Genomic DNA, 19724 nt, shown 5'->3' with positions numbered 1-19724 from the left:
GGTCAAGAGCGATCGGAGTTGCTCATGATTTGCCGTGAAATTGGTCGATTGCCCATGTTTGTGCACAATGCGGGCACCCGACGGCACTCTGCACAAATTGTCCGAAAAGGCCTCCGGGCCAGCCACGATCGGTTAGCGGAACGAGAAGGCCACGCGCGCACTGTCCGTCGGTGACCGGATCGGTCTCCCGGCCCGATCAGACGGCACCGGGCCGGTGAGTGATCTTGTGGCGAACGCCAACCGCGTCAGGTTGGCCAGAACATTGCACACGCCCGAAGAACTTTTGGCGGGTCGGCGGGAACTGGGGCGAATCCGGCTGCGTGCGGCGTCAGCAGCGGATGACCGAGAGGATCGTACCGCCGATGCGCGCGGGACGCGCGCCGAGCGCGAAGGCGCCCTTCGGTCCGGCGAACGGACCGACAGGGCGCCTTCGATGCGCGAATCAGGCGGACAGCGGCGTGAAGTCGCGGCTGCCGATGTAACCCGGGCGCGGGGCGGGCGCCGCGAACGGCTCCACCAGCGTGTTCTCCACGCTGTTGAACACCAGGAAGATGTTCGAGCGCGGGAACGGGGTGATGTTGTTCGACGAACCGTGCATCAGATTCGAGTCGAACAGCAGCGCCGATCCGGCCCGCCCGGTGAACTGGCTGATCCCGTAGGTGTTCGCCAGCGTGGTGATGTCGTCCTGGGTCGGGACGCCGATCTCCTGCTCCTGCAACGACTCCCGGTAATGCTCGGCGGGTGTGCTGCCCAGGCAGGGCACGAACGTGCGATGCGAGCCGGGCATCACCATCAGGCTGCCGTTGATCGGGTAGTTGTCGGTGAGCGCGATGGACAGGCTGACCGCGCGCGGCGCGGGCATGCCGTCCTCGGCGTGCCAGGTCTCGAAGTCCGAGTGCCAGTAGAAACCGGTACCGCGGAAACCGGGCATGTAGTTCACCCGGCTCTGGTGAATGTAGACCTCCGAACCGAGGATCTGCCGGGCCAGCCCGGCGATCCGGGACTCCCTGGTCAGGTCCGCGATGGCGGCGCTGAGCCGGTGCACCTCGAAGACCGAACGCACGCGCTTCGACGACTTCTCCACGATCACCCGCTCGTCGTCGCGCAACGACGGGTCGCCGGCGAGCCTGCCGATCTCGGCGGAGAAATCGGCCACCTCGGTGGGGGTCAGCAGATCGTCGATACTGGCGAAGCCGTCGGTGTCGAAGTTCGCCAGCGCCGGGGTCTCGACCCGGCCCCACACCGTCGGATCCTTGCGATCCAGATGTGCGCCGGGCGTGCTCAACCGAGTCGGGTAGCGATCGGCCGGGCCGGTGTGGGGTCGAGTTTCCGTGTGCAGCAATACCATCCTGAGCTATCCCCCGATCGTCGCGGCGACCAACGGGTACGCGCCGCTACTGTCGTGGACCTCCTGCCCGGTGACCGGTGGATTGAACACGCACATCATCCGCATCTGGGTGCGGGCCTCCAGGCGGTGCCGTTCGTGTCCGTCCAGCAGATACATCGAACCCGGCTCGAGCACGTAGGTGACGTTGTTGTCGAGATCGGTGAGGCTGCCCGTTCCCTCGATCAGCCATACCGCTTCCACATGGTACCGATAGTGGAACTCGTGCGTGGTGCCCGCGGCGATGGTCGTCTCGTGGAACGAGAAGCCCACGCCGTCGCCGCCGAGGATGATGCGCTTGCTGCGCCAGCCCTCGCCTGCCACATCACGTTCGGTACCGGTGATCTCTTCGGTGCTGCGTACGATCATGCGATCGCTCCCATTCCACTGCACACGGTGTCCACGGCACCGGTGAGGATGCCGAGCCCGTGGTCCAGTTCCTGATCGGTAATTGTCAACGGCGGCAACAACTTCACCACCTCGTCGGTGGAACCCGAGGTTTCCACCAGCAGGCCGCGCTCGAACGCGACCTGGCAGACCTTGCTCGCCTGCGACGCGTCGTCGAACACCACGCCCTGCACCAGGCCGCGACCGCGGGTCGACAGTCCGGGGACGCGCTCGGCGAGCTCGCCGAGCGTCCGGGCGACCCGCTCGCCCTTGGCCAGCGTCGAGGCCTGCAACGTGCCGTCGGACCAGTAGTGCCGCAACGCGACCGACGCCGTGACGAAGGCCGGGTTGTTGCCGCGGAAGGTGCCGTTGTGCTCCCCCGGCGACCACTGGTCGAGCTCGGACTTGAACAGCACCAGCGCCATCGGCAGCCCGTAGCCGCCGATCGACTTGGACAGCGTGACGATGTCCGGAGTGATGCCGGCCAGCTCGAAGGAGAAGAACGGGCCCGTACGGCCGCAACCCATCTGGACGTCGTCGACGATCAGCAGGATCTCCCGCGCCTCGCACAGCCCGGCCAGATGCCGAAGCCATTCGGCCCGAGCGACATTCACCCCGCCCTCGCCCTGCACCGTCTCGACGATCACCGCGGCCGGGCGGTCGAAGCCCGACGACGTGTCGTCCAAAACCTTTTCCATCCACTGGAAGTCGGCCGTGGTGCCGTCGAAGTAGCCGTCGTAGGGCATGTGCGCCGCGTGCACCAGCGGCACGCCCGCGCCGGCCCGCTTGGCCGCGTTGCCGGTGACCGACAGGGCGCCGAGGGTCATGCCGTGGAAGGCGTTGGTGAAGCTGACGATGGTCTCGCGGCCGGTGATCTTGCGGGCCAGTTTGAGCGCGGCCTCGACCGCGTTGGCGCCCGTCGGGCCGGGGAACTGCACCTTGTAGTCCAGGCCGCGGGGCACGAACAGGGTATCGCGCAGGGTGGTCAGCAGCTCCCGCTTGGCCGTGGTCGACATGTCCAGGCCGTGCGTGATGCCGTCGCCGGCGATGTAGTCCAGCAGGGGCTGCTTGAGCACGTCGTTGTTGTGGCCGTAGTTCAGCGCACCCGCGCCGGCGAAGAAGTCGAGGAAGTCGTTGCCGTCTTCGTCGCGTAACCAGGCGCCCTTGGCCTTGGTGAACACGGTCGGCCAATTGCGGCAGTAGCCGCGGACATTCGATTCCAGGCTCTCGAAAATGCTCGTGTCGGCGTTGATCATCGGTGGTCCTCCTGCGTTGTGCGAGCGTTCGGTGCGATGAGATAGAGATCCTCGGGCGCGTGGCTGTCCGGGAAGACACCCGCGTCGAACAAGGGGCGCTTGGTGATTCGGGCGTCGCGACGCCGGGCCACCGAGCTGAACAGGGCGATGGATGCGGCGTTGTCCGGCGAGATCGTCGTCTCCAGCTGGGAAACACCCTGGGCGGCAACATTGTCGAGCAAGGTGTGCAGCAGCCGCGCACCGATTCCCTTGCCCTTCTGCGCCCGATCGACGGCTACCTGCCAGACGAACACGGTGTCCGGCGCCTGCGGCCGGACGAAGCCGATCACGTAACCGATCACCCGGCCCTGCACCTCGGCGACCACCGAGGTGGCCGCGAAGTCGCGGCACCACAGCACGTAGGCGTAGCTCGAATTGGTGTCGAGCACGGCCGAGTCCTTCGCGATCCGCCACAACTGGGCACCGTCTTCGACACCGGGCGCACGCAAGGTCGCGGCGGGCTCGGGTCGCGGAGTGGTCTGGGTGGAGCCAAGTGCGGCTGCGGCCTGTACGACGCGTGATCGTTCGATCTCCGCGGTGTTCAACGTTGGCAGTGGCATACAACTCCCGTCGGTAGTACTTATCCAGGCTTACGACTCAACGTTGAGGTGACCTGGTCGAGTTCTTTACGGTTGTGTTACGACTCGATTGCGTCGATCCCCGGCAAGGTGACGACGAACCGCGCGCCGCCGCCCGGCCGCTCGGTGCAGGCGACCCGGCCGCCGTGCTTGACCACGGTCTCGGTCACCAGCGCGAGCCCGATGCCCGTGCCGGTCGCCGAGCGCCTGCCGCTGCGCGCGGTGGCGAAACGTTCGAAGATGCGGACCCGGTCCGCGGGCGGCACGCCCGGTCCCGCGTCGTCCACCACGATCACGGCGGCGCCGTCCGCCCGATCCGCGCGGACCTCGACGACACCGCCGCCGTGCAGATCGGCGTTGCGCAGCAAATTGCCCACCGCGCGTTCCAATTCGAGCTTGCGGCCGCGCACTACGACGTCCTCGGCGACGGTCAGCAGTCCCGGCGCGTAGCGCCGCTCGGCGAGTGTGTGCCGCAACAGGTCGCGCACCGACAGCGGTTCCATGTCGCCGCGGTGCATGCCCGCCTCGACCCGCGCCAGGGCCAGCAGATCGTCGAGCAGCCCGCGCAGATGGTCCACCTCCGCGGTGACCAGGCCGAGCGCGCGCTGCGAACGTTCCGGCAGATCCGTGCGGTGCCGGTTGAGCACGTCCACGCCGGCCGTCAAAGTGGTGAGCGGCGTACGCAATTCGTGACTGACGTCGCCGAAGAGCCGATGCTCGCGTTCGATCCGGCGCTGCAGCGAATCGACCATGCTGTTGAACGACTCCACCGTGGTGGCGAGGTCCTGATCGCGGGTGGCGGGCAGGCGCAGATCCAGGTCGCCGGAAGCGATCTCGGCCGCCGCGCCGGCCAGCTGGTGCAGCGGCGTCAGCACCCGCCTGCTCGCCCACCAGCCCACCCCGGCGCCGATCAGCGTCACCACCACGGCGCAGCCGATCAGCACGTTGCGCAACAGATTCAGGTTCGACTGCAGGTCGGTGCCGCCGGTCTGCGCGTGTTCCAGATAGCTGCGGCTGATGGTGAACACCGACACGACGAGCACCAGCGACATGAGCGCGGCGATCGCCGCGGACATGGCCGTCACCCGGCCGCGCAGACTCCAGCGTTTCGGATCGAACCAGCGCTCAGCGCTGGACATCGAGTCGGTAGCCGAGCCCGCGCACGGTCACCACGATATGCGGATCGGACGGATCCCGTTCGATCTTGGTGCGCAGCCTGCGCAGGTGCACGTCGACGATCCGCTCGTCGCCGAAAAACCCTTGGTCCCAGACACGTTCGAGCAGCACGGTGCGGCTGAGCACCCGCCCCGGCGCCTCGGCCAGCTCGCACAGCAGCCGGAACTCGGTGAGCGTGAGCCGGATCTCGTCGTCGCCGCGGCGGACCACGCCGGCGTCCGGCGCGAGCACCAGCGGGGCGACCGGGTCGGCGTCGAGCACCATCTCGTGCGGTGCGTCCCGCTCCACCGCGGTCCTGGCCCGGCGGCGCACGGCCCGCATGCGCGCGGTGATCTCCTTGATCTCGAACGGTTTCGTCACGAAATCGTCGGCGCCCGCCTCCAGCGCGGCCACCACATCGTGGGTATCGTCGCGGGCACTGACCACGATGATCGGCACATCGTGCTCGCGACGGATCTCCCGGATGCAGTCGAAGCCGTCCATCCCGCCGAGCATCAGGTCGACGATCATCACGTCGGGGGCACCGTTGCTGCGCAGATGGGTGAGCGCGTCCTCGGCCTCCTGGGCCTCTTCGACGTCGTAGCCTTCGTCCTCCATGGCGAGCCGCAGCGCGCTACGGACCCGGTCGTCGTCTTCGACGATCATCAGGTTCGCGCTCATGCCCGCACCTCGCCGATGCTCGGTTCCGGCATGACCGCGGGCGCGGTTGTACCCTTCGATCCCTCGCTGCGCTCGCTCAAATACCCATCCTTTGCAGACACGCGGACGCGCGCCGCGATACGGAAATTCGCATCCCCATACCGACGCGACATTCCGCTGTTCGAGCCACTTGCCGAGGTTCCAATACCCGTACAGACCGTTCGGTAAACGTTAACTGGACGCACGTTCAACAGCCTGGCTCGTCTCATCCACCCTGTACCCACCCACTCCGTTACGCAACCGTTACGTGACACCTGACACATCGATGCCATCGGCTGTTCACCACACCCGTCCGTCCGGAGCTACCGCGGCCTCAGCGATCCTCGCGCGTCGGACGTTCCAGGCGATTGAAATTGCTCGGCGTCCCATCCGCCCGCCGATCCTGGTAGCGGAAATGCAGGTGCCGCTCATCGAAGGTGGCGAACCACTCGTCCCAATCCACCGGCCGCAGCACCGCGCCTCCGTAACCGGGAAAATCGAAGCGCAGCACCCGAAGATGACCGTCGTCCTCGCTGCCCGGCATGGTCGCGGGGCGGGCGCCGCGACGCTCCGCCCACTGCCGGATGATGTCGTGATTCTGGGTGACGCGCGTGCGCTCCACGTTCGTCGCACGGGTGCGCGCCATCCGCTCCGGGGACTGCAATTCCGGCAGGTACTTCGGCGACCTCGAGCTCCCCGATCCGGCGTACGGATTCCGGGTGCCTAGTCGGTGTTCGTTCATAAACGAGCTCCTGAGCCGTCGGCATCGTATGTCCGGTTCCCCTTTTGGTACCCGGCGCCAACTTCGCGCAAACCGCCAATCCGGCACCCGACCGGCGGAATCGGGCATACGCGGCCCGAAAACCGCTGACCGGCAGCCGGTCTGTGCGCAGGGTCACCGACAGCGGCGCGCTGCTCGCCACCGATTCAGCCGGGTGCGGATGGGTAACTCGGACGCGAGGAGGAATCAGATGACCAGTCCAGTAGCTCCAGAACCCAGCCCCATCCCGCCGGTACCGGGGCCCGACCCCGCGCCCGCGCCGCCGGACCCGGTGCCGCCGGTTCCCGGGCCCGACCCGGCGCCGGCTCCGCCCAACCCCGGCGGACCGCGGCCGATCCCCCCGGTGCCGGAACCTGGCGAACCGTTTCCGCCGAACGAGCCGGTTCCCCCGAACCCGCTCTGATCGCCGGTGTTTCACCGTCTCAATCGCGTAATGCCTGCTCGCGCAGTTCATTCAGGGTTCGCGAGAGAATTCGCGAGACGTGCATCTGGGACACGCCCAGCACGTCCGCGATCTGGGTCTGCGTCTTGTTCTCGAAGAACCGCATGATCAGTACCTGACGCTCACGCTCGGGCAGCTCTTCGATCAACGGCCGAACGGCGAGGAAGTCCTCCACCAGATGGTAGGAGGGCTCCTCCGCCCCAAGGCTTTCCAGCAGCGGCAGCGGTGCGTTCTCGATATCGTCGCCGGCCACCGCGTCGATGGACGAGGACTGATAGGCGTTGCCGGCGATCAGGGCCTGGGTGACCTCGACCAGGTCGACGTCCAGCTCCTCGGCGATCTCCCTGGCCCTCGGCATCCGCCCGAGCCGCTGCGAGAGCGCCTCCACCGTCGCGCCGATGCTGAGCTGGATCTCCTTGGTGCGCCGCGGGACTCGCACCGACCAGGTATTGTCCCGGAAGTGCCTGCGCACCTCGCCCATGATGGTCGGCACCGCGAACGCCAGGAACGAGGAGCCGCGGGTGACGTCGAACCGGTCGGCGGCCTGCACCAGGCCGAGCCGTGCCACCTGGAGCAGATCGTCGAAATTCTCTCCGCGCCCGGCGAATTTGCGTGCGATGTGTTCGGCCAGCGGCAGGCACCGCCCGATCAGCTCCGCCCGCATCGCCTCCCGGCGCGGGTCGTCCGGCGCGAGCGCGGCGATCTTCTCGAACAGCGGCTCGATGTTGTCGTAGCTGTCACCGCGTGTTCTCGATTCATCTGCCATCCGCCGCCCCTCGGATCCAGCTGAACTCGACGACAGTCGGATAACCGGACCGGGCGCCGTCGAACGGGGCTTGCGTGGCGGTGATGGAATGGGTGAGCGTGCGCACGATATGCCAGCCGAAACCGGCTTGGCCCACTACCGATTCCGACGCGGCCACCGAGGCGACATGGACGAACATCTGGTTCGTGTCATAGGTGAATTCGCACTCCAGGCTGGACCCTGGCACCGCGTCCAGAATCAGCGAGGTGGCGACCTCGTCGAGCGCGAGCCGGATATCGGTGACCTCGTCCAGCGCGAAATCGGCGATGAGTGCGACGGTCTCGGCGAGCGCGCGCAGCATGGTCAGCTGCTCCAACTGCGCGGGGATTCGGACACCGATTGTTGTTGTTTCCGTTGAGGATCGGGAAGTCCATTCCCCCATGCCCATCACCACCTTGCTCTCGCAGCCGAACCCGGGAACGCCGGGCAACCGTCGATCCGAGTTCTCCTGGCCCGCCGTCCGACACCGCGACCGGCCACAACGTCGAGGCCGCAGTGCTCCTCATCGGTACCGGCGTACCCGCCGCGGTGCCCCCGAAACGTGCGCGCGAGATCAGCTCACGTCGATCCGCTCGTGCGCGGTCAGCAGCAGGTGATCGAATTGGGTGCGCAGGCCCACGGTCGAACCGGTCAGTGAACCGAGGTCGGCGACCAGGCGCGAGGCCAGGGTGCGCAGCTTGATGTTGGTCTCCTGCGAACGCCAGCTGAGCACCCGGAAGGCCTGCTCCGAACTGACCCCGTAGACCAGCATCACCGCACCCTTGGCCTGCTCGATCACCGCGCGCGAGGCCCACAGTTCGGGCAGCGCGTCGTCCAGCGCCTCCTGCCGGTGGTGCTCGAGGGTGTCGGTCACATCGATGTAGTAGCCGGCGGTGCCCGCGACCCGGCCGTCGTCATCGAAGAGATGATCGGCGACCACGATGACGTGGTGGATCTCGCCGGCCGTGTCGATGACCCGGTGCCGGCTGGAGAACGGCTCTCCGTCATTGATGGATTTGGCCAATGCGTTGGCCACCTGGGCGCGATCGTCGGGGTGTTTGTGGGTCAGCAGCAGATCGGTGGTCGGGACCACGCTTCCGGGCGAATAGCCGTGCATCGTGGCGACCTCGTCCGACCATTCCCAACGCTGATCGGCGAACCAGAAACGAAAACTGCCGACACTCTGTGGTGTCCCTAATCCGATCACCCGGTCCAGCGCACGCGAATCCTCGGGCTGGACCGGCCCCATTTCAGTCACAGCGCCAAGTATCCGTCGTCGGCGCACGCCACGCGACCAGATCGGCGCGCGCCACGCCGGACTCGGCGCCGTCGGCGAATCGGTCGGTTCTCAGGCGTCCAGTGCGGCACGCATAGACGGGTAGCGCCGGAACAGCTGCCGCACTCCGGAGATCTCGAGCGACCGCTCGATCGGCTGCCGACCGGCCACGATACGCACATCGGTGCCGTCGCAGGCGGCTCGCTGCCGCACCGCACCCAGCGCACCGGCGGCCCGGAGGCTCAGGAACCGCGCCGCCCGCAGATCGATGACCACAGCGTGACAGTTCGATCGAACCGCTCGTTCGACGGTGGCGAAGAATTGCGGAGAAGCGGCCGCGTCCAATTCGCCTTCGACACGAACCACCACGCATTCATTGCGGCGATCTACGCGTTGCGCCCAGGCGTGACCATCATGGGGCTGCGGCCCCGAGCCGTTCAGGTGCACGCCCTCGGCGTGCTCATGTAGAGCGGATCTAGCGGACATAACTGAACCTCCCGTTAAAGGGGGGAAATACCAGTCCGTCGCGACAGGTCCGGCCGATGGGCGAAATGGCAGCGGACAACCGGCGAATAGGTTGCCACTACGATTCCATCGACCGGTTTTCGGCGGGTGTGCTGCGCCCGAACGTCGAACCGGGGTCGGCTGTAGTCTCAACCTCCCTACAGTGTTGCACGGTCCGTAGCCGATGTCACAAAGTCACCCGTTACCCGGCCTCGGGGGTTGCCGATCTTGCCGGCTGGGTACGCCATATACATGGACCCCGACCCGAGCACGACCACCGAGCAGCCGACCAACAACCTGTTCTCCGGGACCGGCCCCGCCGCGATGATCGCGACGATGCTGCTGGTGGTCGTGTGCACCGCGGTCGCGATCGGGATCGTCGTGTCGACCATCTGACCGCGTCCGTATTGCCAAGCAGGCTCACGGGTTTCACACCCGCTCACACGGGCATACCTGGGGCATACCCGAATTCGACGCATGCCACGCGATGCCTGGTCGCGGGCACCGTGCGGCGTCGCCGCCGGCCGATCACCCGCGGTGAGAACGGAGCACATCGTGAAGATTGCCATGGTTTCCGAACACGCCAGCCCGCTCGACGCGCACGGCGCGACCACCGCGACCGGCCAGCACGTCCATGTCGCGGAGCTGGCCGCGGCGTACGCGCGGCGCGGACACCAGGTCACCGTGTACACCCGGCGGGAGAATCCGAACGTCCCGCCCGAGATTCTCACCGACGCGGGCTACCGCGTGGTGCACGTGACCGCGGGCCCGGTCGAACCGCTGCCACGCGACCAAAGTCTGCCGTTCCTAGGCGATTTCGGCACCTTCCTGCAACGCCAATGGGGTCTGGACACGCCGGACATCGTGCACGCGCACTTCTGGATGTCCGGGCTCGCAGCGGAATTGGCCGCCCGCGCCCACGGGATTCCGGTGGTGGTCACCTTCCACGCGCTCGGCACCGTGCGCCGTCGCCATCAGGGTCTCGCCGACACCAGCCCGCGCTCGCGCATCCGGTTCGAGCGGCTGATCGCCGGGCGCGCGGCACATATCGTCGCCACCAGCTCGGACGAGGTGATGGAGCTGACCAGGATGGGCGTTCCCCGCTTCCGCATCTCCACCGTGCCGAGCGGGGTGGACCTGTCTGCCTTCACCCCCGAGGGCCCGGCCGCCGAGCGCGGTCAGCGGCAACGGATGCACCGCGTGCTGTCGGTGGGGAGATTGGTGCCGCGCAAGGGATTCGACGTCGCGATCAAGGCCCTGCAGGAACTTCCGGACACCGAACTGGTGATCGCCGGCGGGCCGGTCGGCGACGACATCGAGGACGACAGCGAGGGCAGGCGGCTGCGCAGGCTCGCGATGGATTACGGTGTGCAGGAACGGCTTCGGATGCTCGGGCACGTCCGCCGCGCCGAACTGCCGCGCTGGTACCGCTCGGCCGACGTGGTGCTGTGCACGCCCCAGTACGAGCCGTTCGGCATGGTCCCCCTGGAGGCGATGGCCAGCCGGAAACCGGTGGTGGCCACCGCCGTCGGCGGCCTGCTCGACACCATCGTCGACGGCGTCACCGGGCGGCTCGTCGCGCCGCCGGATCCGCTCACCGTGGCCAGGGCGGTCCGCCAGCTGCTCGACGACCGGACCCTGCGCGAAACCTGGGGCGCGGCAGGCTATCAGCGCGCCGCCAGCCGGTATGCGTGGGATCACGTCGCCCTCGAAACCCTGACCGCCTATCACCGCGGCGCGCCCGCCCAAGCGGCAGACGTGGTTTCGGCCCGCTGACCGTCAGCGATCCTCGGCGGGTGCGCTGGACCCGCGCCAGAGCCACGGCGCGAGCAGCCACGCCACCAGGAACAGCGCCGCGACGGTCAGGCCGGCGAGCACCCCGCCGATGGTACCGGCGACCATGCTCACCACCAGCACCATCGCCCCGGTCAACGCGATGCCGAGCAGGGCGATGCCGGCCATCGCACACCGGTGCGCCGCGGCGACCACATTGCCGAGCCGATGCCGGCGGAACAGGATCCGATGCCAGGACACCGGCGCGACCAGGAACACCGTCGCGCCGATCGCGGCGCAGAGGGTGATCAGATACAGCACCCGCAACGAATGCGACAGCGTCCCGAACGACGCCTGGAACGGCACGATCAGCAGCGCCGAGATCAAGAATTGCACCCCGGTCTGCACCACCCGCAGTTCCTGGATGAGCGTGCTCCAATTGCGGTCCAGCCGTTCGGTTCCGGTCTCGCCACGCGCATCCTGATTCCAGGCGTCGTCGTCGCCGAGCACCACCTTGCCCCGTGTTCGCCCTGACGATTCCATCATCGATCACCTACTTGTCTTCCCCCGACCGGCGGTTGCGCACCTGGGCGGATACCCGATCCGGCGACGATTAACCGGCCGGCCACCGGGTATCACCGGATCGCGCTCCCGGACGCAGGCGTCCAGCCCATCGAAGACGGAGAGAGTTGAACCCTCATGCGGATCGCGGCGATCGGCGATGTCCATTTCGGCCTCGGGTCAACCGGCCGGTTGCGCCCTGAGCTGCGCGAACTGCCCGAGCGGGCGGACGTGCTGCTCCTGGCGGGCGACCTGACCGAGCACGGCAGGCTGGCCGAGGCACGGGTGGTGGCGGCCGAATTCGGCGACCTCGGCCTACCGGTGGTCGCGGTGCTCGGCAACCATGATCATCACAGCGATGCCGACGCCGATATCGCGAAACTGCTGACCGACCACGGCATCACCGTTCTGGAGGGCACGGCGACCACGCTCGAACTCGACGGCCGGACCCTCGGCGTGGCCGGCACCAAGGGCTTCGGCGGCGGCTACGCCGGCCGGTGCGCTGGCGTCTTCGGCGAACGCCTGATGCGCGAATTCGCCGGACACACAATCGATCTGGCGGCATCGCTGGGTTCGGCGCTGGCCGAGCTCGGCACCGACGTCACCATCGCGCTCACCCACTACTCCCCCGTCACCGGCACGCTGCTCGGCGAGCCTGCCGAGCTCTACCCGTTCCTCGGCTCCTACCTGCTCGGCGAGGCGATCGACGAGTTCGGCGCCGATCTCGCGGTGCACGGCCACGCGCACTCGGGCAGCGAGCACGGCCTCACCCCGGGCGGCGTCCCGGTCCGCAATGTCGCCAGGCCGGTCATCCAGGCCGCCTACCGGGTCTACGAATTGCAGCCCGCCGCAGTCTGATCCGCCATTCATGGCGAACGCACGTTTCGGATTTCCCGACCAGGGCACCCGTCCCCCATGGATGCTCCGACGACCGAAACGACCGGGGCGGCCTGGCCGCGCACCCACGCCGCGCACCGGACGGTGCCGCGCCGATGACCGGCCACGTGCTGGTAGCGCGCCTGGACAGCGCGGGTGACGTCCTGCTCGCCGGACCCGCCGTGCGCTCGATCGCCCGCCGCGCCGAAACGGTCACCTTCCTGGCCGGCCCGCGCGGCAGTTCGGCCGCCGCGCTGCTGCCCGGCGTGGACCGCGTGCTGCAATTCGAGGCGGCCTGGGTGGAAGCCGATCCGCCCCCGCTGACCGGCGCGGCCGTGCGCGCCCTGATCGAGTGCGTGCGGATGCTGGCGCCGGACGAGGCGATCATCAGCACCTCGGCGCACCAGTCCCCGCTGCCGCTGGCCCTGTTGCTCCGGATGGCGGGGGTGCCGCGGATCAGCGCGATCACCACCGACGAGGCCGGCGCGCTGCTCGATGTCCGCCATCGCGTGAACAACGATATGCCGGAGCAGATTCGGGCGTTGTCGCTGGCCGTGGCGGCCGGTTATCCGCCGGTGGCACCGCGCCTGCGGGTCCGCCAGGATCTGCCCGAGGTCGCCGAATTGACTGGCGGCCCAGGCTATGTCGTGCTGCATCCGGGTGCCGCCGAGCCGAGTCGGCGGATGTCCGCGCCGCGCAGTAGGCAGGTCGCCGCCGCGCTGGCCGAAGCGGGACACCGCGTGGTGGTCACCGGCAGCGCCGCCGAACGGGCGCTCACCGACACCGTCGCCGACGGGCACGCCCGTGACCTCGGCGGGGCCACCGATCTGGCCTGCTTCGCCGCCGTGCTGCGCGACGCCGACGCGGTGGTCGCGCCGAACACCGGCGCCGCCCCGTTGGCCGCCGCGGTCGCGACGCCCGTCGTCTCGCTGTTCGCGCCGGTCGTGCCGGCTCGGCGCTGGGCGCCCTACGGCGTGCCGACCATCGTGCTCGGCGATCAGAGCGCGCCTTCCGGACGGCACGGTCTGGACGCCATTCCGGACATCGCGATCGTCTCGGCCACCGAACAGGTACTACGCGCCACCGATTGAGCCGCCGCGGTCCGGGTATGCGGTCGAATGCCCCCGTTTTCGGCGGTTGGACCAGAAAGGATTCCTATGCTTCCCGGACCGAATGAATCGACCACGGGACACAGCGGTGCCGAGCACCACGGCGACCCCGGCGACAACTTCCCGGACTACACCCGGACCTCGCGGGCCCACGTCGGGGAGTCCATCGAGGACACGCGTAACTGGCCGGGCATCATCCTGGTCGCACTCGGCCTTGTCGGTCTCGGACTGACGCTCACCGCGGCCGGATACGGCTTCGGCGGCTGGGCCGTCATCGGCGCGATCGCCACGGTGGCGTTGATCGCCGCCGGCGTTGCCCTGGTCGTGCTCGAGCATCGCCGCCTGAAGAACCGTGAGGGCCTGGACCTCACCGATCAGGCGGGTCACTGAGATGAGCCGAGATCGCCGTCGGCCGGTGCTGCGCGCCCTGCTGATCGCCGGTGCGCTCGCCGCCGCCCCGCTGGTCGCCGCCTGCTCCGCCGAGGACAAGGACCCGGCGGCCCCGGCCACCGGGACCAATACCTCCGTCCTGTTCTCGATGCCGTCCACGACGGCGCAGGTGCCCAACCCCGACGGACAGATCTCCGGCGCGGCGGCGAAGCAGCTGTGCGACATGATCCGACCGGATCTGGACAAGTGGCGCACCGAAGGCGCCGCCCTCGGCCGGGTGGCGTTCAACGGCACCGTGCACAACTGGGCCGCCCGCAACGGCGGCCTCAACGACACCGTGATCAAAGACCGCGGCGTCGTCGATCAGATCACCACGCAGAACTGCCCCGATGTGCGCCGGCAGGCGCTCGAGGCGCTCGACACGTCAGATCTCGCCAGTGCACTCGTCGGATTCGGAGGCTGATTCCATGTTCAAGACCGCCAAGTTCTTCGTGTTCGTGATCGCCGCGGCGTTCTTCGTCGGCGGCTGCGGCGACGAGCCGGAAAAGATCGTCAACAAGGGCGGCAGCACGCCGTGCAACGAGTTCTCCGCCCAGGATCCGGACAAGCAGCGGATCACCGTGACCAAGTTCCTCGAGCAGGAGCGCAACGGCGACGCCCCGCCCACCCAGGACCGGACCGTGGACGCGGCCATCGCGTCGATCAAGCTGATGTGCGCGGCGCAGGCGAACCCGGACACCCCGATCAACAAAGCCGACCTGACCGGGATCCTGGTCCCGAAATAGGCGGAAGACATGACCGCTCGTCATCACCGAAACATCGTGGAACTCCTTGTTCTGCAACATAATCGGATGCGTGAACTGCTCGACGACCTGCAATCGACCGCGGGGCCGGAACGCAGGGAGTCGTTCGAGGAGTTCGCGCGCTGGCTCGCCGTGCACGAAGCCACCGAGGCGGAGCTGATCCAGGGCGATTTCGCGCAGGAGCCCGCCGCTACCTGGTGAGCAGTTGCATTACCCGGTCCACCGGCAGCGCCGGTGAGCGATGGCCGTCGCGGCCGATCATCGTCTCACCGGCGAACAGCACGTTGACCACCGCTTCCTCCACCACCTGGACGACCGCGTCGTAGAACGGGTTCAGCTGCCCCCAGGGAATGAAAGTCAGTTGCTCGTAAGGGGTTTCGCCATTGGGGAAGTAGCTGGTGAGCGCGCCCTCGTTGGCCGTGGAGAAGGCGAGGAAGATGTCGCCGGAGAAGTGCGAGCCGCTGGTTCCGGTACGGGCCAGGCCCAGCGGCACCCGGCGGGTCATTGCGGTCAATTGCCCGGGCAGCAGCGGCGCGTCGGTCGCGATGACGACGATGACCGAGCCGGAGCCCGCCGGTGCGAACCACGAACCGAGCGGATCGTCCTCGGCGAGCACGGTACCGAGCGGGACGCCGCGGATCGTGAGTTCTCTGCGGGCCCCGAAGTTCGCCTGGACGAAGGCGCCGACGGTATAGCTGTCACTGCCGTAATCGACTCGGCGTGAGGCGGTTCCGCTGCCGCCCTTGAAGCCGTAGCAGTTCATTCCGGTGCCGCCGCCGACGCTGCCCTCGGCGATCCGGCCGCCGGTCGCCGCGTCGATGGCGGCGACCGCGTCAGCGGAGGTGACATGAGATCCGTTGATGTCGTTGAGATACCCGTCCCAGGTCTCCGCGACGACCGGCAGCGACCAGTCGTCGGGCAGCTCGGCGAACGCGCCGACCAGCCAGTCGATGATCCCGCGATGACAGGTCCCGACCGCGTGCGTGTTGGTGATCAGCACCGGCAGGGCGAGCGAACCGGTTTCGGTGAGCCAGGTGGTTCCGGTCATCTCGCCGTTGCCGTTGAGCGAATACCAGCCCGCCGCACAGGGAGTGAACACCCGCTCGCGGCCGCGCGGCAGGATCGCCGTGACGCCGGTGCGCACGTTGTCCCCGCGGATGAGCGTCGTATAGCCGACCTCGACTCCGGGCACGTCGGTGATCGCGTTCAATTCCGCAGTGACGCCAGGGAATTGCACCCCATACTCCCGTGCACGCATATTCATGGGATGATCTTAGGCAAGGAAACGACCTTTCGCTCGGTAACTTTCCGGTTCAGTGGCCCGATTTCCGGACAACAACCGGCGGGTTTGCCGATCGGCGCACCGGCTATGCCGGGGTTATGACGTCACTATGGTTGAACAACGCAGACGTCCCGGCACGTCTGCGATTAACGCCAGGATCGCGATTCGACACTGTCGTGATCGGCGGCGGTCTCACCGGTTTGGTCACCGCGTTGCTATTGGCCGAGAGTGGCGTCGAGGTGGCGGTGGTCGAGGGCAGGCGGGTCGGCGCGGGCACCACCGGTGCCACGACCGGAAAGATCAGTCTGCTGCAGGGAACACGAGCCCAGCAGATCCGCCGGCGACACAATGCGGGCGCGTTGCGGGACTATGTCGCGGCGAATCGTGATGGGCAGCAATGGTTGTTGCGGTTCTGCGCGGAACACGGAGTCGCGGTGCAGCACGCCGCCGCATTCACCTACGCCCAGTCCGGCGCCGAGATCGCAAAGGTACGCGGGGAATTCGACGCGACGCGGGCGGCGGGACTACCCACCGAGCTCGTCGACGAGCTGGATGTGCCGTTCCCGGCCTTCGGTGCGGTGCGGCTGGCCGATCAGGCACAGGTCGACCCGATGGCCGTGCTGGCCGCGCTGGCCGTCGAGGTCGAATCGCACGCGGCGCCGATCTACGAGTCGACCATGGTGCGCGGCGTGCACGGCGGAATGAACGGCGACCTCACCGTCGAGACCGACCACGGCGAACTCGGTGCGGGCACCGTCATACTGGCCACGGGCACACCGATACTCGATCGCGGCGGGTTCTTCGCCCGGCTCACCGCTCAGCGCTCCTACCTGGCCGCCTTCCGGCTCGACGAGCCGATGCCGCGCGAGATGTACCTCAGCGCAGGGCAGCCCACCCGATCGCTGCGCTACGCGCCGACCCCCGCGGGCGACGTGCTGCTCGTCGGCGGCAACGGGCACGTGGTCGGGCGCACCCGATCGGAGCGCGAGCAGGCAGGCGAGTTGCTGCGCTGGGCGCAAACCTGGTTCCCCACGGCCGAACTCGTGCAGGAGTGGTCGGCGCAGGACTACTCGCCGATCGGTGAACTCCCCTATGCCGGGCCGCTGCTGCCCGGGAAGAACAACATCCTGCTCGGCACCGGATACGCCAAGTGGGGTCTCACCAACGGCGTCGCCGCCGCGCTGGCGCTGGCCGGGCGCGTCACCGGCAAGCCGCCGAATTGGGCGGGCGCGCTGGCCAGTTGGCGGCCGGACGAGCTCGAGGCGGTACCGTCGGCAGTCCGCGCGAACAGCGCGGTCGCGCAGCGGCTCGCGACCGGCTGGCTGCGCATGGCGACCCGCGCGAGCGGTGAGATCCCGGCCGAAGGATGCGGCACCGTGCGGCGACACGGCCTGCGCCCCACCGCCACCAGCACGGTCGACGGCACCACCACCGAACTGTCCGCCGTCTGCCCGCATCTCTACGGCATCGTCCGCTGGAACGACGCCGAACGCTCCTGGGACTGCCCGCTGCACGGCTCCCGCTTCGCCCCCGACGGCACGCTGCTCGAGGGCCCGGCCACCGAGTCGCTCACCCCCCTCACCCCGCCGCAGACACCCCTGCCATAGCAAGTTCCTGCCTATCCGCGGCCATACCGGAGCCGCTCCGCGCTGTGCTGGTTAGCGTGAGACAGGTGGTCCCGATGGCGCGCCACCACGCAACGGCGGGGAGATCCGCGCGGGGTCACTGCGAGAGCGGCTCCGCGCGGGTCAGTATCTCGTCGACGGTCTGCCGCACGGTGAGATACGAAGTGTCCAGCCACAATCCGATGCGCGGCGTGCTCTGCCACAGATCCGCGTCCAATTCGGCGACGGTGAACGTGCCGTAGGCGGACTTGCTCCGGGCGGCCTCCCGCGCCGCGACCACCTCGGGCCTGGGCGCGAGCACCACCACATACAGCGGCCTGGTGACGATCTGATCGATGGTGTACGGCAACAACTCACCGAGCATGGTGTCCTGCAGGACCGTCGTAAACCCCTCCGCCGCATAGGCATCGGCGGCGTTCGCGGCCAGCCGGTGCCGTAACGCCAGTTGCCGCAGCGCCTCCTGCGACGGCTCCTGGCTCATCTCCTCGCGCCCCCCGACGACAAACCGCCGGAAGGTGTCCCCGCGCACATGCGCCGACCGCGGCAGCCGCTCGGCCAGCGCCTGCGCCACCGTCGACTTCCCGGCCGCCTGAATGCCGGAGATGAGGTAGACCGAAGGTGTCATGGCGATCATGATCGCACCCGGTGCGAGCGAATGTCAGCCGAGCACCGAAGCGGCTGCGTTCCAACCGACTCCGCGCGGTCCCGCGTCGAAGACCGCACCCTCGAGGAAATCCAGGAGCGGGCCGAGCAGCTGTAGGCCGGATAGCGGTCAGATCATCGAGCGGTGGATCCCCTGGGGTTCGCCGCCGAGCTGGGTCAGCGCCGACGAGTGGAAGATCGAACCCGGCACGTGGATGGCGTGCGACAGGCCCGCGTGCGCGTCCCGCCAGAACCGTTGCAGCGGCGTCTTCATCTGCAACGCGCCGCCACCGGACCGGGCGAAGATCTCGTCCACCGCGCGCACGACCCGCCAGGCGGCGGCGGTCTGCGTGCGCCGGCCGATCGCGCGCAGCTCGAAGCTGACCTCCTCGCCCCGGTCGACCATGTCCCAGAACCGGTCCACGGTCTCCAGGATGGCCGCCCGGGAGGCCGCGATCTCCGCCGCGGCGGCACCGATCGCATACAGCACATACGGGTCGTCCTTGATCGGGATGCCGGTGATGGCGACCCGAGATTTCTGCGCCGCCATGTGACAGGCCAATGCGCCCTCGGCAATGCCGATCAGCGACGAGGTGATGCCGAGCGGGAAAATGCACGAGAACGGAAAGTTGTAGAGCGTCTCCGTGCGCCCCGCCTCTTTCGGCGCGGTGCCGTCGAACACCTTCGCGGCATCCAGGGTCCGATACGTCGGCACGAACGCGTCCTCGACGATCAGGTCTTTACTACCGGTTCCCCGCAAACCGACGACATCCCAGCTCTCCGGATCGATCCGGTAATCCGCGCGCGGCAGCAGAACATGCATCGTCCGCGGCGGCATCACCCGTTTGCCCTGCTCGTCCCCGAGCGCCGCGCCGATCATCACCCATTGGCAATGATCGGTCCCCGACGAGAACGCCCAGCGCCCGCTGAGCAGGTATCCGCCGGCCACCGGCCGCGCCACCCCCATCGGCGCGTACGGCGAGGCCATCCAGGTATCCGGGTCCGCTCCCCACACCTCGTCCTGCGCCTTCGGATCGAAGAACGCCAACTCCCATGGATGCACCCCGACGATCCCGGTCACCCACCCCGCGGCCCCGTCCATCGCCCCGATCGCCATCGTGGTCTCCGCGAATTCCCGCGGATGCACCTCGAGTCCCCCGTATTTCTTCGGCTGCAACATGCGAATGGCACCGGATTCCCGCAGCCGCCCCGCCGAGGTATCGGACAGCCGCATCAACTTGTCCCCCACCACCCCCTCGGCTCGAATCTCGTCCGCGTACTGCTCGATCCGAGCCAGAACCCGCGCCATACCATTCCCCGTTCCTGCGGTCATACCCCAAACTAGAACACGTTCCAGTCCTGCGGGGCCGAAACAGTC

At 68.2% G+C, this 19724-nt stretch carries 25 protein-coding genes; 10 read left to right on the top strand and 15 right to left on the bottom strand.

The window, feature by feature from the left end; translation table 11 throughout:
* Positions 1-442: 442 nt before the first annotated feature.
* The 11 genes from thpD to ACFQ9K_RS15230 all read right to left on the bottom strand — a co-directional run bounded on the left by thpD (position 443) and on the right by ACFQ9K_RS15230 (position 9147).
* Complete coding sequence (gene thpD, locus ACFQ9K_RS15280; protein ID WP_378716416.1) at positions 443-1348, bottom strand: ectoine hydroxylase; 906 nt, start codon at positions 1346-1348, stop codon at positions 443-445.
* Between the two features lie 6 nt (positions 1349-1354).
* Positions 1355-1753 carry an ectoine synthase gene (locus ACFQ9K_RS15275; protein ID WP_378716417.1) on the bottom strand — a complete coding sequence of 133 codons (399 nt, stop codon included), beginning with the start codon at positions 1751-1753 and terminating at the stop codon, positions 1355-1357.
* The gene (ectB, locus tag ACFQ9K_RS15270; RefSeq protein WP_378716420.1) at positions 1750-3027 is read right to left on the bottom strand and encodes a diaminobutyrate--2-oxoglutarate transaminase; all 1278 of its coding nucleotides are present in this window, start codon (positions 3025-3027) and stop codon (positions 1750-1752) included. Before ectB ends, ACFQ9K_RS15275 begins: the two co-directional genes overlap by 4 nt.
* Positions 3024-3626 (bottom strand): diaminobutyrate acetyltransferase, encoded by a 603-nt coding sequence (gene ectA, locus ACFQ9K_RS15265; RefSeq protein WP_378716423.1) that lies wholly within the window; start codon positions 3624-3626, stop codon positions 3024-3026. The genes ectB and ectA overlap by 4 nt, the downstream gene beginning before the upstream one ends.
* A 77-nt stretch (positions 3627-3703) precedes the next feature.
* Positions 3704-4783: an ATP-binding protein gene (locus ACFQ9K_RS15260; protein WP_378716425.1), complete on the bottom strand. Its 1080-nt coding sequence runs from the start codon at positions 4781-4783 to the stop codon at positions 3704-3706.
* On the bottom strand, positions 4770-5480 hold the full coding sequence (locus ACFQ9K_RS15255; RefSeq protein WP_378716427.1) for a response regulator transcription factor: 711 nt from the start codon (positions 5478-5480) through the stop codon (positions 4770-4772). Before ACFQ9K_RS15255 ends, ACFQ9K_RS15260 begins: the two co-directional genes overlap by 14 nt.
* 352 nt (positions 5481-5832) lie before the next feature.
* On the bottom strand, positions 5833-6240 hold the full coding sequence (locus tag ACFQ9K_RS15250) for a hypothetical protein (protein ID WP_378716430.1): 408 nt from the start codon (positions 6238-6240) through the stop codon (positions 5833-5835).
* Between the two features lie 461 nt (positions 6241-6701).
* The gene (locus ACFQ9K_RS15245) at positions 6702-7487 is read right to left on the bottom strand and encodes an RNA polymerase sigma factor SigF (RefSeq protein WP_378716432.1); all 786 of its coding nucleotides are present in this window, start codon (positions 7485-7487) and stop codon (positions 6702-6704) included.
* Complete coding sequence (locus ACFQ9K_RS15240; RefSeq protein WP_378716557.1) at positions 7477-7827, bottom strand: anti-sigma factor; 351 nt, start codon at positions 7825-7827, stop codon at positions 7477-7479. The genes ACFQ9K_RS15245 and ACFQ9K_RS15240 overlap by 11 nt, the downstream gene beginning before the upstream one ends.
* A 252-nt stretch (positions 7828-8079) precedes the next feature.
* Positions 8080-8754 (bottom strand): PAS and ANTAR domain-containing protein, encoded by a 675-nt coding sequence (locus ACFQ9K_RS15235; RefSeq protein WP_378716559.1) that lies wholly within the window; start codon positions 8752-8754, stop codon positions 8080-8082.
* Positions 8755-8853: 99 nt separating this feature from the next.
* Positions 8854-9147 carry an STAS domain-containing protein gene (locus tag ACFQ9K_RS15230; protein ID WP_378983221.1) on the bottom strand — a complete coding sequence of 98 codons (294 nt, stop codon included), beginning with the start codon at positions 9145-9147 and terminating at the stop codon, positions 8854-8856.
* On the opposite strand from ACFQ9K_RS15230, the gene ACFQ9K_RS15225 reads away from it, so the two are divergent.
* The 3 genes from ACFQ9K_RS15225 (at position 9061) to ACFQ9K_RS15215 (ending at position 11061) form a co-directional block, all read left to right on the top strand.
* Positions 9061-9249: a hypothetical protein gene (locus ACFQ9K_RS15225; RefSeq protein ID WP_378983329.1), complete on the top strand. Its 189-nt coding sequence runs from the start codon at positions 9061-9063 to the stop codon at positions 9247-9249. The two genes, ACFQ9K_RS15230 and ACFQ9K_RS15225, sit on opposite strands and share 87 nt — an antisense overlap.
* 288 nt (positions 9250-9537) lie before the next feature.
* Positions 9538-9681, top strand: a complete 144-nt coding sequence (locus ACFQ9K_RS15220; protein WP_378716437.1) for a hypothetical protein — start codon at positions 9538-9540, stop codon at positions 9679-9681.
* Positions 9682-9840: 159 nt separating this feature from the next.
* Entirely contained in the window at positions 9841-11061 is a 1221-nt protein-coding gene (locus ACFQ9K_RS15215) for a glycosyltransferase (protein ID WP_378716438.1), read from the top strand.
* 3 nt (positions 11062-11064) lie between these two features.
* On the opposite strand, the gene ACFQ9K_RS15210 is transcribed toward ACFQ9K_RS15215, so the two are convergent.
* Positions 11065-11604 (bottom strand): DUF6328 family protein, encoded by a 540-nt coding sequence (locus tag ACFQ9K_RS15210; RefSeq protein ID WP_378716440.1) that lies wholly within the window; start codon positions 11602-11604, stop codon positions 11065-11067.
* Between the two features lie 153 nt (positions 11605-11757).
* Between ACFQ9K_RS15210 and ACFQ9K_RS15205 the strand changes: the two genes are divergently transcribed.
* The 6 genes from ACFQ9K_RS15205 (at position 11758) to ACFQ9K_RS15180 (ending at position 14998) form a co-directional block, all read left to right on the top strand.
* On the top strand, positions 11758-12477 hold the full coding sequence (locus ACFQ9K_RS15205) for a metallophosphoesterase (protein ID WP_378716443.1): 720 nt from the start codon (positions 11758-11760) through the stop codon (positions 12475-12477).
* A gap of 134 nt (positions 12478-12611) precedes the next feature.
* Positions 12612-13586, top strand: a complete 975-nt coding sequence (locus tag ACFQ9K_RS15200) for a glycosyltransferase family 9 protein (protein WP_378716444.1) — start codon at positions 12612-12614, stop codon at positions 13584-13586.
* A gap of 66 nt (positions 13587-13652) precedes the next feature.
* Positions 13653-13994: a hypothetical protein gene (locus ACFQ9K_RS15195; RefSeq protein WP_378716446.1), complete on the top strand. Its 342-nt coding sequence runs from the start codon at positions 13653-13655 to the stop codon at positions 13992-13994.
* 1 nt (position 13995) lies between these two features.
* Complete coding sequence (locus ACFQ9K_RS15190) at positions 13996-14457, top strand: hypothetical protein (protein WP_378716448.1); 462 nt, start codon at positions 13996-13998, stop codon at positions 14455-14457.
* Between the two features lie 4 nt (positions 14458-14461).
* Positions 14462-14779, top strand: coding sequence for a hypothetical protein (locus ACFQ9K_RS15185; RefSeq protein WP_378716451.1), 318 nt, complete (start codon positions 14462-14464; stop codon positions 14777-14779).
* Positions 14780-14788: 9 nt separating this feature from the next.
* Positions 14789-14998: a hypothetical protein gene (locus ACFQ9K_RS15180; protein ID WP_378716452.1), complete on the top strand. Its 210-nt coding sequence runs from the start codon at positions 14789-14791 to the stop codon at positions 14996-14998.
* On the opposite strand, the gene ACFQ9K_RS15175 is transcribed toward ACFQ9K_RS15180, so the two are convergent.
* Positions 14988-16061, bottom strand: a complete 1074-nt coding sequence (locus ACFQ9K_RS15175; RefSeq protein ID WP_378716454.1) for a P1 family peptidase — start codon at positions 16059-16061, stop codon at positions 14988-14990. The two genes, ACFQ9K_RS15180 and ACFQ9K_RS15175, sit on opposite strands and share 11 nt — an antisense overlap.
* 116 nt (positions 16062-16177) lie before the next feature.
* On the opposite strand from ACFQ9K_RS15175, the gene ACFQ9K_RS15170 reads away from it, so the two are divergent.
* Entirely contained in the window at positions 16178-17686 is a 1509-nt protein-coding gene (locus ACFQ9K_RS15170) for an FAD-dependent oxidoreductase (protein WP_378716455.1), read from the top strand.
* 115 nt (positions 17687-17801) lie between these two features.
* Here the strand turns inward: ACFQ9K_RS15170 and ACFQ9K_RS15165 are convergent, their stop codons facing one another.
* Positions 17802-18329 carry an AAA family ATPase gene (locus tag ACFQ9K_RS15165; RefSeq protein ID WP_378716457.1) on the bottom strand — a complete coding sequence of 176 codons (528 nt, stop codon included), beginning with the start codon at positions 18327-18329 and terminating at the stop codon, positions 17802-17804.
* Between the two features lie 147 nt (positions 18330-18476).
* Positions 18477-19655, bottom strand: coding sequence for a hydroxylase (locus ACFQ9K_RS15160; protein WP_378716459.1), 1179 nt, complete (start codon positions 19653-19655; stop codon positions 18477-18479).
* Positions 19656-19724 lie beyond the last annotated feature (69 nt).

The organism is Nocardia sp. NPDC056564 (assembly GCF_042793755.1).
GTDB lineage: Bacteria > Actinomycetota > Actinomycetes > Mycobacteriales > Mycobacteriaceae > Nocardia.
Note: the sequence above shows the minus strand (reverse complement) of the source record. Positions and strands in the feature narration are given on the sequence as shown.